Origin of the sequence: Roseobacter litoralis Och 149 (assembly GCF_000154785.2) — a bacterium.
In the GTDB taxonomy this organism is placed as follows: domain Bacteria; phylum Pseudomonadota; class Alphaproteobacteria; order Rhodobacterales; family Rhodobacteraceae; genus Roseobacter; species Roseobacter litoralis.
Map to the genome: position 1 here is coordinate 2,475,663 of NC_015730.1, position 14,530 is coordinate 2,490,192.

At 59.3% G+C, this 14,530-nt stretch carries 12 protein-coding genes and 1 tRNA gene; 8 read left to right on the forward strand and 5 right to left on the reverse strand.

The window, feature by feature from the left end; translation table 11 throughout:
* Positions 1 to 347: 347 nt before the first annotated feature.
* The 4 genes from RLO149_RS11725 to pdxH form a co-directional block, all read right to left on the reverse strand.
* A tRNA-Pro gene (locus tag RLO149_RS11725) sits at positions 348 to 424 on the reverse strand.
* A 42-nt stretch (positions 425 to 466) separates the two neighbouring features.
* Positions 467 to 928, reverse strand: a complete 462-nt coding sequence (locus RLO149_RS11730) for a DUF192 domain-containing protein (RefSeq protein ID WP_013962309.1) — start codon at positions 926 to 928, stop codon at positions 467 to 469.
* Positions 925 to 1,461, reverse strand: a complete 537-nt coding sequence (locus RLO149_RS11735) for a cold-shock protein (RefSeq protein ID WP_013962310.1) — start codon at positions 1,459 to 1,461, stop codon at positions 925 to 927. The genes RLO149_RS11730 and RLO149_RS11735 overlap by 4 nt, the downstream gene beginning before the upstream one ends.
* A 281-nt stretch (positions 1,462 to 1,742) precedes the next feature.
* Complete coding sequence (gene pdxH, locus RLO149_RS11740; RefSeq protein WP_013962311.1) at positions 1,743 to 2,348, reverse strand: pyridoxamine 5'-phosphate oxidase; 606 nt, start codon at positions 2,346 to 2,348, stop codon at positions 1,743 to 1,745.
* Between the two features lie 166 nt (positions 2,349 to 2,514).
* Between pdxH and fabI the strand changes: the two genes are divergently transcribed.
* From fabI to RLO149_RS11780, 8 genes are all read left to right on the forward strand, one after another.
* Positions 2,515 to 3,321 carry an enoyl-ACP reductase FabI gene (gene fabI / locus RLO149_RS11745; RefSeq protein ID WP_013962312.1) on the forward strand — a complete coding sequence of 269 codons (807 nt, stop codon included), beginning with the start codon at positions 2,515 to 2,517 and terminating at the stop codon, positions 3,319 to 3,321.
* Between the two features lie 4 nt (positions 3,322 to 3,325).
* Positions 3,326 to 3,940 carry a LysE family translocator gene (locus RLO149_RS11750; protein WP_013962313.1) on the forward strand — a complete coding sequence of 205 codons (615 nt, stop codon included), beginning with the start codon at positions 3,326 to 3,328 and terminating at the stop codon, positions 3,938 to 3,940.
* Positions 3,941 to 3,945: 5 nt separating this feature from the next.
* Positions 3,946 to 4,476: a xanthine phosphoribosyltransferase gene (gene gpt, locus RLO149_RS11755; protein ID WP_013962314.1), complete on the forward strand. Its 531-nt coding sequence runs from the start codon at positions 3,946 to 3,948 to the stop codon at positions 4,474 to 4,476.
* A gap of 60 nt (positions 4,477 to 4,536) precedes the next feature.
* On the forward strand, positions 4,537 to 5,706 hold the full coding sequence (locus RLO149_RS11760; protein WP_013962315.1) for an aminotransferase: 1,170 nt from the start codon (positions 4,537 to 4,539) through the stop codon (positions 5,704 to 5,706).
* 83 nt (positions 5,707 to 5,789) lie between these two features.
* Entirely contained in the window at positions 5,790 to 7,628 is a 1,839-nt protein-coding gene (locus RLO149_RS11765) for a SurA N-terminal domain-containing protein (RefSeq protein ID WP_013962316.1), read from the forward strand.
* Positions 7,629 to 7,634: 6 nt separating this feature from the next.
* A complete protein-coding gene (gene trpE, locus RLO149_RS11770; protein ID WP_013962317.1) occupies positions 7,635 to 9,146 on the forward strand; it encodes an anthranilate synthase component I in 1,512 nt (503 codons plus the stop codon).
* Between the two features lie 3 nt (positions 9,147 to 9,149).
* Complete coding sequence (locus tag RLO149_RS11775; protein WP_013962318.1) at positions 9,150 to 10,187, forward strand: succinylglutamate desuccinylase/aspartoacylase family protein; 1,038 nt, start codon at positions 9,150 to 9,152, stop codon at positions 10,185 to 10,187.
* A gap of 214 nt (positions 10,188 to 10,401) precedes the next feature.
* On the forward strand, positions 10,402 to 12,468 hold the full coding sequence (locus tag RLO149_RS11780) for a putative bifunctional diguanylate cyclase/phosphodiesterase (protein WP_013962319.1): 2,067 nt from the start codon (positions 10,402 to 10,404) through the stop codon (positions 12,466 to 12,468).
* A gap of 15 nt (positions 12,469 to 12,483) precedes the next feature.
* Here RLO149_RS11780 and RLO149_RS11785 read toward each other — a convergent pair whose 3' ends face one another.
* Positions 12,484 to 14,394, reverse strand: a complete 1,911-nt coding sequence (locus RLO149_RS11785) for a divergent polysaccharide deacetylase family protein (protein WP_013962320.1) — start codon at positions 14,392 to 14,394, stop codon at positions 12,484 to 12,486.
* Positions 14,395 to 14,530 lie beyond the last annotated feature (136 nt).

Below are 14,530 nucleotides of genomic sequence, written 5' to 3' on the forward strand. Positions count from 1 at the left end.
CAAAAACCTGAGGTGTCACACGAGAATTCATCAAGATTAACGCTGCTGCGTGCTGCTAAAACAATGTGACTGCCCGGACGATGATTATTTTTCATTCGAGGGGGCACGCGCGGCTGAAACGTACCCATAAGAGCACAGCTGCATCGCTATATATGGGGAGAGAACGCCCGCATCGGCCGATTGGTCCACTAAATGTAGTGGGCGAGAAACTATGCGGATACACTGAATATGGTGCATGGCGCGACTCAGTTCAGATGCGCCGTGCGCGCGGTCCGAGCAGCGTCCATGGCGTGACGCCCCACACAGGGCAAATCAAACCGACACGATCTTGATCTTGGTGATGAAAGTGGTCGGAGCGAGAGGATTCGAACCTCCGACCCCCTGTACCCAAAACAGGTGCGCTACCAGGCTGCGCCACGCTCCGACTTGCGCCTCTTTAGACCGCCTTTTTGGGTTTGAAAACCCCTTAACAGGGCCAAGCCGCCTCAGCTTGCGAAAAACTTGAGTGTTTCAGCACCGTTCCTGCATCAATTCCCAGCTTTTCCGACAGACCGCCGTTGATTTCCAGCACATGGGTCAAATCACGCCCGCCAAAAACAGGGGTTTCATCGAGCGGTTTCGCCCGGTGGTGCACGTGCTGCACCACCCCTTCGGGATCGATGAACAGCATATCCAGCTCGATCAGCGTGTTACGCATCCAGAACGACAGGGCCTGCGGGCGCGGGTAGACAAAAAGCATGCCGGCGGAACTGGCCATTTCAGTACGGTGCATCAGGCCGCGGGCGCGCTCTTCGGCATCATCGGCAATTTCGACAGAAAACCGCGCCTGACCCCAGTCGCCCTTGAGATAGACCGCGTTTTCGTCACAGCCTTGGGCAACAGCCCCCTGTGCGAAGACTGCGAGAACAACGGCGAGCAGCGCCTTCATGTATCCTGGGGTTCGAGTGCGGCTTCCCATGCAAAAACCTCCGCAGCCATATGGCCACGCTTCCCCTCAATCACGCGTAATGCAAGTGCCTCGCCCGGCGCCAGATCAGACAGACCGGAGCGGCGCAGCACCTCCATGTGCAAGAATATATCGTCCCGACGCCCGAAAACATTCGCAAAGCCAAAACCCTTGCCTTTGTCGAACCATTTGACGCGTGCAGGTTCCAGCGGTGCCTCTGCCACGATCTTTGGATCCAGTGCCGCAATATCGGACAGACCAACGGAATCATCGCTGTCGGGTGGGAGCAATGACAAAACCTGCGTTGCCTGAACGCCCCGGTCGGTGCGCTGAACTTCCAGTTCAACCCGCGCACCATCGGCGACCGAGCTTTGCCCGAAATTTCGCAACACATTGACATGTAATAGAATATCAGGTCCGCCCGCATCCGCGACGACGAATCCAAATCCCTTAACAGGGTCAAACCACTTTACAACCCCGATCACTGGGTCTGTTATCTCAGAAGTATCGTTCACGTACTTTATAACCCGGATCCCAAAACGTCCCTAAACACTCTTGCGCGATCATGCCTTCCCTAATCAAGCCAAAAGATTGAGAAATCTCATGTTTAGCGTTTTGATCAGACCGTACGCGCATTGAAGCAGTATCACGATGAATAGAGTGCAGTTCAATGGCGCTTTTCTTGGCTAATAGTTGCAATAAGCAGTTGAAATATATGCGCAAACATATCTGATGCACAGGGCCTGTGCAAGAATTAACAGGAGATTTTAACTTATTTTTTACACTTTTGCGCAGCCTAGGGGTTAAGTCTGGTGACGCTCCACTCGGATAACGGAGTCTCTCGGCGCCACACAAATCGATCATGCAACCTGAAGTCGCCGTCTGCCCAAAATTCGATCTCGATAGGTGTAATCCGGAATCCCCCCCAAAACGGCGGGCGCTTGGGATTCGTTCCATGCGTTGCCGTCATCTTGGCCACCTCGGCCATGAGCGCGGCGCGGCTGCTGAGCGGGCGCGATTGCTTGGACGCCCACGCCCCGAGGCGGCTTTTCAGTGAGCGCGAGGCGTAATAGGCATCGGCCGCATCGCCATCTTCACGACTGACGTGTCCCCGCACCCGGACCTGACGGCGCAGGCTTTTCCAATGCATCACAAAGGCGGCCTTGCCCGCGTTGTCCAGTTCGCGCGCCTTCGCACTTTCGTAGTTTGTGTAAAAGACGAAGGCATCCGCCTCCACACCCTTCAGCAGAACCATACGCGCGTTGGGCATCCCATCGGCGTCCACGGTGCTGAGTGCGATGGCGTTGGGATCATTGGTTTCGGCGTCCTGCGCTTCGGCGAGCCAGCTTTCGGCAATCCTGAAGGGGTTGTCACCCGCGAATTTTCCCGTCCGTTCCGTCATGATGCACCTTTAGCTTTGTCCCGATACTGGCACAGGTGGCCGAAAGACGCCAAAGGTCAAGAGGGACTGCGCAAGTTGACTGCCGCGAGCAGCCTTGATGGCCATCGCGCAATCGCCTAAAGACCAAAGGCGAGAGAGCAACCATTCAGTTACCAAGGGAATTTTCATGGGAAACGAGCTTCTGGCGGGAAAACGCGGCCTTATTATGGGTCTTGCCAACGACAAGTCCATCGCCTGGGGTATTGCCAAGACCTGTGCCGATGCCGGGGCGGAACTTGCCTTTTCCTATCAGGGGGAGGCACTGAAGAAACGAGTCGGGCCGCTGGCGGAAAAGCTGGGCAGTGATATCGTCCTGCCCTGCGATGTAAGCGACGAAGCCTCGATGGATGCGCTGTTTGACGCGCTCAAGGAAAAATGGGGCACGCTGGATTTTATCGTCCATGCCATCGGGTTTTCCGACAAGGGCGAATTGCGCGGACGCTATGTGGACACCACGCGCGACAATTTCGCGATGACGATGGATATTTCGGTCTATTCCTTCACCTCGGTCGTGCAACGCGCGGAAAAGATGATGAACCCGGGCGGGTCCTGCCTGACGATGACCTATTATGGCGCGGAAAAAGTCATGCCGCATTATAACGTCATGGGTGTGGCCAAGGCGGCGCTTGAGGCATCGGTGCAATATCTGGCCGAAGACCTTGGCAAGGATGGCATTCGCGTGAATGCGATTTCCGCCGGGCCCATCAAGACGCTGGCCGCGAGCGGAATTGGCGATTTCCGCTATATCATGAAATGGAACGAGTATAACTCACCCCTGCGGCGCAATGTGACGATTGATGACGTGGGCAAGGCGGCCTTGTTCCTGTTGTCTGACCTCGGCTCCGGCACCACGGGAGAGAACCTGCATGTGGATGCGGGCTATCATGTGGTCGGCATGAAGGCGGTGGACGCCCCCGACATGAGCAAGGAATAACGCCATGAGCGATCTGTCCTGGGCCCAGCTTGCCGCTTTCAACATCACACTTTTGGTGGCGATGGCGGCACCGGGCCCGGCTTTTCTGCTGGTGTTGCGCAACAGCATCGCGCTTGGACGGCGCGCGGGTGTCATGACCGGTGTGGGTCTGGGCGTGATGGCCGCGATCTGGACGGCGGCGGCGCTTGCCGGGCTGGCCGCACTTTTCGATCTTGTGCCCTGGGCCTATGCCGCGATGAAGACCATCGGTGCGCTCTATCTGATCTATCTGGCATGGGGCATGTGGCGCGGGGCGGCGCAGCCGCTCAAGGCGGCATCCGATCACGCCAGCCGGCGCGCCTTTCGCGCAGGGCTGCTGGTCAACCTGACCAATCCGAAATCCGTCCTCTTTGCCGGAGCCGTGATCGTTGTGATCTTTCCGGCGGGGTTGTCACTGACGGACAGCGTGCTGATCGTCGCCAACCATCTGGCGGTTGAGCTTTGCGTCTATGCAGCAATGGCTTTCGGGTTGTCGACGGCCCCTGCCCGTGCGGCCTATGTGCGCATCAAGTCTTGGGCGGATCGTATCGCCGCTGCTGTGCTGGGCGCGCTTGGGATGCGCCTGCTTTTCGAAAGGTAACGAAAATGAGTTCCAAAGACCAAAGCCGCCTGCCCCATGAAAAGGGGTTCCATATCAGCTGGGATCAGATCCACCGCGACAGTCGCGCGCTCGCGTGGCGACTGGATGGGCAAGGCCCTGACGATGGCGCATGGCGGGCGGTTGTCGCGATCACGCGCGGCGGCATGGCTCCTGCGATGATCGTCGCGCGCGAGTTGGACATCCGCGTTGTCGATACGATTTCTGTGGTCTCCTATCATTCGGGCGGCGGCAAGGCCGATCAGCGCCGCGATGCAAAGGTTCTCAAGGCACCGGATGCAGAAATGATGGGCGACGGGACGGGCATTCTGATCGTCGATGATCTGGTGGACAGCGGCAAAACCCTTGAACTGGTGCGCGCGCAATACCCGAATGCGCATTTCGCCACCGTCTATGCCAAGCCGCAGGGCGAGCCGCAGGTGAACACGTTCATCACCGGGGTGAGCCAAGACACTTGGATTTTCTTTCCCTGGGATATGGCGCTGCAATATGTGGAACCTTATCGCGGCACGGATTGAGGCGCGGGTGCGTGTCTCAACCGACGGATAAAACTGAAAGCTGGACGGGATGACAGTCAGATGAGCCCTACACGCACGGAAATGACCTTCATGCCCCCGGTGATGGAGGCGCGACGCTGGCTGGCGGATGTGACCTTTCCGCCCGAACGACCCTTGATCAATGTCAGTCAGGCCGCCCCGGTAGACCCACCCCCAGACGGGTTGCGCCGTGCGCTGGCGGATGCAGCACTGACCCGCGATGACGTGCATCTATACGGGCCGGTGCTGGGCCTGCCGGACCTGCGCACCGCACTGGCACGGCGCACCTCGCAGATTTATGGTGGCACTGTGAGCCCCGATCAGGTCGCGATCACCTCGGGCTGCAATCAAGCCTTTGCCGCCGCCATCGCCACGTTGTGTTCCGAAGGCGACGAGGTAATTCTGCCCACGCCATGGTATTTCAATCACAAGATGTGGCTGGACATGGCTGGTGTTGCTGCCGTCCCCCTGCCGACGGGGCCGGACCTCTTGCCCGACCCGGAAGTAGCACGCCAAAGCATCACCCCCCGCACCCGCGCCATTGCGCTGGTCACCCCGAACAACCCCGCCGGTGTGGAATATCCGTCAGAGCTGATTTCCGCCTTCATGGCGCTGGCGCGCGCGCATGGAATCGCGCTGATCGTGGATGAGACATACCGCGATTTTCACAGCCAGCCCGGCCCGCCGCATGTGCTGTTTCAGGACCCGGACTGGCACGACACGCTGATCCATCTTTATTCTTTTTCCAAGGCCTACCGTCTGACGGGGCACCGGGTTGGTGCGATCATCACCTCTGCTGCGCGGTTGGCGGAGGTTGAGAAATTCCTCGACACGGTGGCGATCTGCCCCGGTCAGCTGGGCCAGCACGGGGCGCTTTGGGGGATAGAAAATCTTGATGGCTGGCTTGCCGGGGAACGCGCGGAAATTCTGACCAGACGCGGCGCAATCGCTGCGGGAGCGCCGCAACTTCAAGGCTGGCAGCTTTTGGGACTGGGGGCCTATTTTGCCTATTTCCAGCATCCCTTTGCGGAAAGCTCAGCCGATCTGGCCAAGCGCATGGTCGCAGACAGTGGAATTTTATGCCTGCCCGGAACGATGTTCACGCCCGATGATGACCCCACGGGCGCGCGACAATTGCGCATCGCATTTGCCAATCTGGACGCGGATGGGATTGGCGTGCTTTTCAAGCGGCTCGCGGCGATCTCTGGCTAGGGTGCGCTGGCTCTTGCTCCTGCGCGCGCCACCGCATAGATAAGCTGAAACCAATTTAACATAGCGCGATACAAGGGACGATCATGATCAAAGGTTTCAGCCTCTCCAAGACGGCAATCTGGATTTTGATGGGTCTGTTGATCCTTGGCCTCGCCGGGTTCGGGGCCACGAATTTGTCGGGCAACATCCGCACCATCGGAACCGCCGGGGACAAACCTATCCCGGTCGATGATTATTTCCGCCAGCTGCAGCAGGAAATCCGCGCGGTGGAACAGCAAACCCGCGAAGTGCTGCCCTTTCAGCAGGCGCAGCAAATGGGTCTGGACCGCGCCGTGCTGCAGCGCCTTGTGGCGACGCGCTCACTGGATCACGAAACGTCCGAACTGGGCCTGTCCATTGGGGACGAGGAACTACGCACGCGTATCCTGCAGATCAGCGCGTTTCAGGGGATCAACGGCGAATTTGACCGCGAGGGATACCGTTTTGCGCTGGAACAGACCGGCCTGAGCGAAGCGGAATTCGAAACGCAACTGCGCGAAGAAGTGGCGCGCACCATCGTTCAGGGCGCGGTTCTGGGCGGGATCGCGATGCCTGAAACCTATGTGGACACCTTGGTGAGTTACATTGGCGAGCAGCGCAGTTTCACGTGGTCGCTGCTGGATGCGAGCGACCTTGCCACGCCGCTGGGCGCGCCGGATGATGCGATTTTACGCGCGCATTATGATGACAACATCGATGTCTTTACGCTGCCCGAAACCAAGCAGATTACCTATGCCTGGCTCACGCCGGATATGTTGCTTGACTCGGTAGAGGTCGATGAGGAAGCGCTGCGCGAGGCCTATGCCGAACAGTCCGCCGAGTTCAACCAGCCCGAACGCCGCCTTGTGGAACGCCTCGCGTTTCTGGACACACAAAGCGCGCAGCAGGCGGCGGATGCGCTGACGGCGGGCGATTCCTTTGATGATCTGGTGCGCGGGCGCGGGCTGGCGCTTGAGGATATCGATCTGGGCGATGTGAGCGAAGCGGAACTGGGCGCGGCGGGCGCGGGTGTTTTTGCGGCGGATGTGGGTGCGGTTGTCGGCCCCTTCCCCAGCACGCTTGGCCCGGCGCTGTTTCGTGTGAACGCCGTCCTGGCCGCACAGGAAACCCCGTTTGAAGAAGCCATCGACGTGCTGCGCCCCCAACTTGCCGCCGACCGCGCCAGCCGTCTGGTCGCAGCACAGGCGGAGAGTTTTGATGATCTGCTCGCCGGGGGTGCCACCCTAGAGGATCTGGCGTCCGAGACGGATATGGTCGTGGCACAAATCGACTGGACCGCCGGGAGCACCGAGGAGATCGCCGCCTACCCCACTTTCCGTCAGGCGGCCGCCTCTGTCGGGCCGCGTGATTTCCCCGAGATCGCGTCACTGGATGATGGCGGGTTGTTTGCGCTGCGCCTCGATACGGTCCTGCCGCCCCGCCCGGCCCCCTTTGACGAGATACGCGAAGAGATCATTGCCCATTGGGAGGCTGCCGAGACCGCGAAACGTCTGGCCGAGCAGGTTGCCGGTCAGGTGGGCCTGCTGGAAAACGGCAGCAGCTTTGCCGACCTTGGTCTGGATGCCATCGTTGAGGAAAACCTGATCCGTTCGGGCTTTGTGCCACGCACCCCACCGGGCTTTTTAGAAGAGGTTTTCGACATGGAAGTGGGCAAGGCGCAGGTCATCGAAAGTGACGCCGCCGTGATCCTTGTGCGGCTGGATGCCATCGCCCCGCCCGCAGCGGATGGCGATGCGGCAGCCCTGCGCGCGCAGCTTGAGCAACAGGCCAGCCAGCAATTGGCGCGCGATGTCTTTGAGGTTTTCGCGAATGATGTCGTCTTGCGCGCAGACCCGCAGATCAACCAACAGGCGCTGCAAGCGGTGCATGTGAATTTCCCCTGATCCGCCATGGCACTCACACCTGATTTTGATGCATTTGAGCAGGCCTATAGCACAGGCCTGAACCAGATCGTGTACACCAGACTGGCGGCCGACCTCGACACGCCGGTGTCTCTGATGCTCAAGCTGACGGGGGCGCAGAAAGATGCCTTTGTGCTGGAATCCGTGACCGGAGGCGAGGTGCGCGGGCGCTATTCGATCATCGGGATGAAACCCGATCTGATCTGGCGCTGTCAGGGCAAGACCAGCGAGATAAACCGCGCCGCGCGCTATGACGCCGATGCGTTTGAGCCGCTGGAGGGCAACCCGCTGGACAGGCTGCGTGATCTGATCGCGGAGAGTAAGATCGACCTGCCGCTTGATTTGCCGCAGGCTGCTGCGGGTCTGTTCGGCTATCTCGGCTATGATATGGTGCGGCTGGTCGAACATCTGCCCGACATCAACCCCGACCCGCTGGGCCTGCCTGACGCGATCATGCTGCGCCCTTCCGTGATTGCGGTGCTGGACGGCGTCAAGGGCGAGGTCACGGTGGTATCGCCCGCTTGGGTGTCTGACGGACAAACCGCCCGCGCGGCTTATGCGCAGGCCGCCGAACGCGTGATGGACGCCGTACGCGATCTGGAACGCGCGATGCCAATGGCCACCCGCGATCTGGGTGATGCGGATGCACCCGGCGCGCCGGTCAGCAATTTTACCCATGAAGGCTACAAGGCCGCCGTGGAAAAAGCGCGCGATTATATCTGTGCGGGTGATATTTTTCAGGTGGTGCCGGCACAGCGCTGGACGCAGGATTTCGCGCAAGACCCTTTCGCGCTTTACCGCAGTCTGCGGCGCACGAACCCTTCGCCTTTCATGTTCTATTTCAATTTTGGCGGTTTTCAGGTGATCGGGGCCAGCCCCGAAATCCTTGTGCGCGTCTTTGGCAATGAGGTCACGATCCGCCCCATCGCAGGCACCCGTCCCCGTGGAAAAACGCCGGAAGAGGACAACGCGCTCGAAGCGGATCTGCTGGCCGACAAGAAAGAACTGGCAGAACATCTGATGCTGCTTGATCTGGGCCGCAACGACGTGGGCCGCGTGGCCAAGATCGGCACTGTCCGCCCCACCGAAGAGTTCATCGTCGAGCGCTACAGCCACGTGATGCACATCGTGTCCAATGTCGTGGGTGAGTTGCGGGAAGATGCGGATGCGCTGGATGCGTTCTTCGCAGGCATGCCCGCGGGCACCGTGTCGGGTGCGCCCAAAGTGCGTGCGATGGAAATCATTGACGAGCTGGAGCCTGAAAAACGCGGCGTCTATGGCGGCGGTGTCGGCTATTTCAGCGCCGGGGGCGATATGGATATGTGCATCGCCCTGCGGACCGCCGTCGTGCAGGATCAAAAGCTCTATATTCAGGCCGGAGGCGGCGTTGTCTATGACAGCGACCCCGAGGCGGAATATCAGGAAACGGTTCATAAATCGAACGCGATCCGACGGGCGGCGGCGGATGCTGCGCGCTTTAGCGGCGAAGGTAACAGATAGGGAATGCCCCGCGCGCCTTTTGACATTGCGGGGAAAACGATCCTTGCCGGGACCTCGCAAACCGTTCATTTGCCGGTCTCGATCCTGCCCGATCACACGCCCGTTACCCTGTCGGTTCAGGTCCATCACGGTAAACGTGCCGGCCCAACGATGTTTGTCTCGGCCGCCGTGCATGGGGATGAGGTCATCGGTGTGGAGATCGTGCGGCGTCTGCTGCGTGCGCCGCAACTGTCGGCCCTGCGCGGGACGCTTTTGGTGGTGCCGATTGTCAACGCCTTTGGCTTTCTGAACCGCTCGCGGTATCTGCCGGATCGACGGGATCTGAACCGGTGCTTTCCGGGGCATCGATCGGGGTCCTTGGGTGCGCGGCTTGCGCATATCTTTCTGCACGATGTGGTCTTGCGCTGTGATACCGGCATTGACCTGCATTCGGCGGCCATTCACCGCACCAATCTGCCACAGATCCGCATCTCACCCGGTGATCCAGCGACGCGCGCCATGGCCATCGCATTCGGAACACCGGTTGTGCTGCAATCCTCCCTGCGGGCAGGGTCGCTGCGCGCCGAAGCCGCCGAACGCGGCACTTCTGTTTTATTGTATGAGGCGGGTGAGGGTCTGCGGTTTGACGAACTTGCCGTGCGCGCCGGTGTTGCCGGTATTCTGCGCGTCATGCGCAGCCTTGGCATGCTGCCTGCGAAAGGGATCGCCAAGGCCAGGGTTGCGCCCTACATGTGCAAATCCTCGTCATGGGTGCGCGCACCTGCGGGTGGGTTGCTCAGAACCTTCCGAGCCGAAGGGGAAACTGTCGAAAAAGGCGAAACCCTTGCATGCGTGTCTGACCCCTTTGGCGAGGTTGAGACCGATATCATCTCGCCCTCATCCGGTATACTGATTGGCAGGGCGATTTTGCCCGTCGTCAACGAAGGTGATGCGGTTTTTCACCTTGCACAACTCAGCCCGGAAGCCGCCGAGGACACTGTTGAAGGCCTTGCGCTGCAACTGGAAACCGACCCGCTTTTCGATGAAGACGAAATTATCTGACGCCCGGATTCGAGCGGTGGTTTTCGACAAATTTTCAGCGGATATCTGCTAAATTGTCACGACAAACATGGCGTGAATGTCGGAAGATGATGGCTTTCACACACTCTCTTAAACCATTTCCTGCATCTTGGATGAGCGCTGCGTGGATTGTGATCTGCGTGGTTCAAGCGGCTCGAACATTCTCGGCCCGCGACGCCAACTGGATTGCGCACTTATGGGATCACTCAGAAAACGCATGCTCCGCGCGATGCATCGGTTTTGCATCAGCCGCCCTCAGGCACTTTGGAAGCGGTATATCCTCGGCTTTATCTTCATCTTTGCGACCATTTCCGTATCACATTGGGCGTCTCTCGCAACCATCACTGCCGCCGAGGATGATGCAGAAGTCCTGTCTGTCAGCAGCCGACAAAGGATGCTGAGCCAACGCATCATGTTCCTGATGACGGAGGCAAGCCACGGCCACGACGCTCACATCGAAAGCAGTCTCGAAGACGCATTGGATGTGTTTGAGGCGTCACATAACGCATTGGTATCACGCGAGGATTTATCCTCGGAGTTGCAAGCACTCTATTTTGAGAAGAAACCAATCTCGCTGGACGCCTTCTCGCGCCGATTCGTGCAGATGGTGGGAATTGCGTCAAGTGCGCAGGGTGAACAGGCCGAAGAATTGCACGAGGTCCTCACCCGTTGGGGCACGCATGAATTGCTGACCTCTCTGGCGACTGCTTCTGATTTGTTCCGGCAAAGCTCCGAAGCGCGGATCAAACGGTTGCAAATCATTCAAAAAGCGACGTTGATCTCGGCGTTGACCGTGTTGTTGATTGAGGCAATTCTGATTTTCTTGCCCGCGCAGCTATCCGTCAACCGGACGATCCACCGCCTTGAACGCAGTAAAAAGCGGCTCAAAACATCGATGAAAACACTTCGGGCAAAAAACGATGAGCTTGTAGCCGCCCGCCAGGCATTGATGCGCGCGGCCAATCACGACGCTCTCACCGGGCTTTTCAACCGGCGCGCGGTCTATGAGCACATGAGTGGTTCCGGCAATTCGGCGCAAGGCGGTGACTTTACCCGGTGTATTCTGAAACTCGATCTGGATCTTTTCAAGCAGGTCAATGACAGCCTCGGGCATGATGCGGGTGACCGCGTTCTGGTGCGTGTGGCAAAAATTCTACAGGAATTGACACGACCGGGTGATTTCGTCGGCCGTATCGGTGGCGACGAATTTGTGATCCTCATCGATAACCCCCGGGACCTGAAGATGATCCAGGACTTGGCGCAACGGATCGTCACAGCTGTTGGCAAACCAATCGAATTGGATAGGATCCAGACAAAAATCGGGGCCAGTATCGGGTTCACGATTGCTGCATCATCAGATGCCACGCCGGATCAGTTGCTGATCGAGGCTGACCTCGCCCTTTATGAAGCCAAACGTGGCGGGCGCAGCCAGGTCTGCGCCTATTCGAATGCATTGGCAGAAGAAATCGAGACGCGAAGAATTCTGTTCAACGAGATAAACGCCGCCTTGGAAGAGGATCAGTTCGAGCCCTATTTTCAGCCTCAGGTCTACACGGAAACCGGCGAAATCTATGGCTGCGAGGTTCTTGCGCGGTGGCGCCACCCTGAACGCGGGATCGTGCCCCCCGCGACCTTTATCGCCGCTGCCGAAGAAGCGGGTATGATCCACCAGATTGATCAGATCATGGTTGAAAAAGGTCTCGATGCGCTTGAGGTGTTCATGGAATTGGGCATGTACGTACCGGCAATCTCTGTGAATGCCTCGCCGCCCACACTGCGCGACCCTCATTTGACAGACCGGCTTTTGCAGGCTGTGCATGCGCGGCATTTACCGCCCAGCGTTTTGACTGTCGAAGTGCTCGAGAGCACATTGATTGAAAACGATGACGATGTGGCGCTGCTCACCATTGAGAACCTGTCTGAGGCTGGTTTTTCAGTTGTGCTGGATGATTTTGGCACCGGCTATGCTTCGATGTCGAACCTGTCGCGGCTGCGGCTCAATGGCATCAAGCTCGACCAGTCTCTGGTTTTGCCTGTGCCTGAGCCAAGAGCGGATAGTATTATTTCAGCGCTGGTCACCCTGTCGAGCAATTTGAACATGAGAGTGGTCGCCGAAGGGGTCGAAACACCTGCACATTTCGAAACCGTCAAGCGACTGGGCTGTGATGTGGTTCAGGGGTTCGGTATTGGCAGGCCAATGCCGCAGCAGGCGTTGATTGAATGGTACAATGAATATACCGCGCAGCAAAAGCGTGCTGGCTGAAACCCATGGCTCTGTTTACCTGATCGCCAACACAGCCGACACAGGGGCCATGGCTACGGTCGACGCCCGGTCTTGCAGTGTCCACTTCATCAGAGCGGCCAGCGTTTCTTCTCTCATACGGCCCAGCATGATAACCTCACCCTCCTGTGCCGCCCGAAAAGCGGCCTGATCCAGAAAACGCCGTATCAACAAGGCACTCTGATCTTCCGCATCAAAGTCACGAAAAACGACGCCCGAAGGCACACCTTCGCGGGCCGCAAGTTTCTGTACCGTGTTGAGGCCCCGGTTCTGTGTAACAAATCCATGTCCCGTCTGGGCGAGGATCCGAGCCACCTGCCGCCCGGCATCCACAGTCGTCTGCACGCCGGTGTCTACCCCTTCCAGAACACCCAGCACCTCCGGCAGGGTTTGTAATGCCACCGAGAGGTTTACCTCGGCATCCGCAGCGGTTGCCCCGGACGGCAGGTTCACAGCTGCAAGCACTTCGAAACCAGCCTCGCGAAAGGCCTTCATACGTGCTGCCGCATCCGGGCGCAGCGCATCCACTGCAAAACTGACAGGAAAGGGCAGCTGCTTCAAAGCGGCAAGTCCCGCCGCGCCAGACGTCAGATCAGACCCTGTGTCCATCAGGACGACCGCCATCAGCGGTTTCGCATCCGGGTTCTCAAAATCCGTGGCGAACATCTCAAAGGGTGTCAGCGCTGCTTCGGGTGCTATTGTTTCCGGTTCCGGCGCAGTCCCGTCAGGGGTCTTTGTCTCCACCTCCTGTGGTGCCGCCCCGAGAGAGGGCAACTGGTTCACACGAACATCTTGTCCGGAGCGCGCTTTGGCTGGTGGCGCGGGTGTCTCGGACACCATCGCAGCACTGTCCGCCAGTGCCACACCCTCCAACGGCTGCACATTGGAGGGCATTGGGACAGGTTTAATTGATAGCGGCACTGCCACAGTGTTTTCAGGGAGAGCGACGCGCGCGGGTGCCTCAACTGACTGATCTGCGTCCACCTGAGCGTCCGCACTATCGCCCGGCAGCGTCGCGCGGCGTTGCGGTTCCGGTTTTTGCAAACCCTCGGCACCCGTTGTATCGACACTGTGATCCGCCTGCGGGCTGACCAGATCAGGCGCGTTTGAAACCACGGCTGTCTGGGCGGGCTGGGTCGGCGCGGGCGCGACCTCTGGCGGCTGTTGCGCACTCTTTTGGGACGTATTGGCAGGGGTTGGCTGGGGGACGGCCGCGGCCGCGTCCGATTCTTTCGCGTCACGTTCAAGCCCGGCATCCGGTCCAAAGGCCCCGGATGTGTGCGGGATATCCGGGATCGGCGGCTGGGCAGGATCACTGGAAATCGTCCCCTGCGGCCCGACCAGCACAGGTGCCTCCAACGCAATAATATCTGTCGTGACGTCGGGCGCCTGATCGCGAACATCCGCCGCTGCCGTATCTTGCGGCGCGCGCGCGGGTTCCCCTTGTGCCACGCTCGATTGTGGCGCGGGGTCGGTGCTCACCGAAACACCCGTTTCTGCCAAGGGGGCCTGCAAGGAACCGCCCTGCCCCAATGCCGTTCGGGGTGTCGCGGTCCGGGGCGGTTGAATGCCCGTTTCGGACAAGGCATCCGGGGCCTGTGCCGCTTGCATATCCGCAATAGACCCGGTTTGTGGCACAGCCGCAGGGGCCATCATATCTGGCAGCAGCCCCGTCAATGTATCCGGCGTCGGCCCTTCAAGATCGGGCGGTATCAATCCGGTCGCAGCTGTCGTGGTGGTGCCTGATTGCGGCGCGATCACCTCGGGCGTTACACTTGGGCCGCCTGCCACACCTGCATCCTGCTGCGACACCGTTCCCGGCAAGTCGCTCATGATGGAAAGCACCGCCACCGCACCAAGGCTCACACCAGCCCCCGACACCACGCCCTTGATAAACCCTCTGGCCAATCTGTGCCCACCCTCTTTGCTAAACGCGCTCTGATCCAGCTCATTGGCCGGCCAAAGCGGTCATCTCAGTCATCGGCCCTGTCGCTGCCTCTTGACGCAGCCAGCCAACCCTGAACAAGTATGCCCGACATATACC

Excerpts from the sequence above, each read along its gene's own strand:
- RLO149_RS11730 (WP_013962309.1), bottom strand. The coding sequence starts at position 928 with ATGAAGGCGCTGCTCGCCGTTGTTCTCGCAGTCTTCGCACAGGGGGCT.
- pdxH (WP_013962311.1), bottom strand. The coding sequence starts at position 2,348 with ATGACGGAACGGACGGGAAAATTCGCGGGTGACAACCCCTTCAGGATT.
- fabI (WP_013962312.1), top strand. The coding sequence starts at position 2,515 with ATGGGAAACGAGCTTCTGGCGGGAAAACGCGGCCTTATTATGGGTCTT.
- RLO149_RS11750 (WP_013962313.1), top strand. The coding sequence starts at position 3,326 with ATGAGCGATCTGTCCTGGGCCCAGCTTGCCGCTTTCAACATCACACTT.
- gpt (WP_013962314.1), top strand. The coding sequence starts at position 3,946 with ATGAGTTCCAAAGACCAAAGCCGCCTGCCCCATGAAAAGGGGTTCCAT.
- RLO149_RS11760 (WP_013962315.1), top strand. The coding sequence starts at position 4,537 with ATGAGCCCTACACGCACGGAAATGACCTTCATGCCCCCGGTGATGGAG.
- RLO149_RS11765 (WP_013962316.1), top strand. The coding sequence starts at position 5,790 with ATGATCAAAGGTTTCAGCCTCTCCAAGACGGCAATCTGGATTTTGATG.
- trpE (WP_013962317.1), top strand. The coding sequence starts at position 7,635 with ATGGCACTCACACCTGATTTTGATGCATTTGAGCAGGCCTATAGCACA.
- RLO149_RS11775 (WP_013962318.1), top strand. The coding sequence starts at position 9,150 with ATGCCCCGCGCGCCTTTTGACATTGCGGGGAAAACGATCCTTGCCGGG.
- RLO149_RS11780 (WP_013962319.1), top strand. The coding sequence starts at position 10,402 with ATGGGATCACTCAGAAAACGCATGCTCCGCGCGATGCATCGGTTTTGC.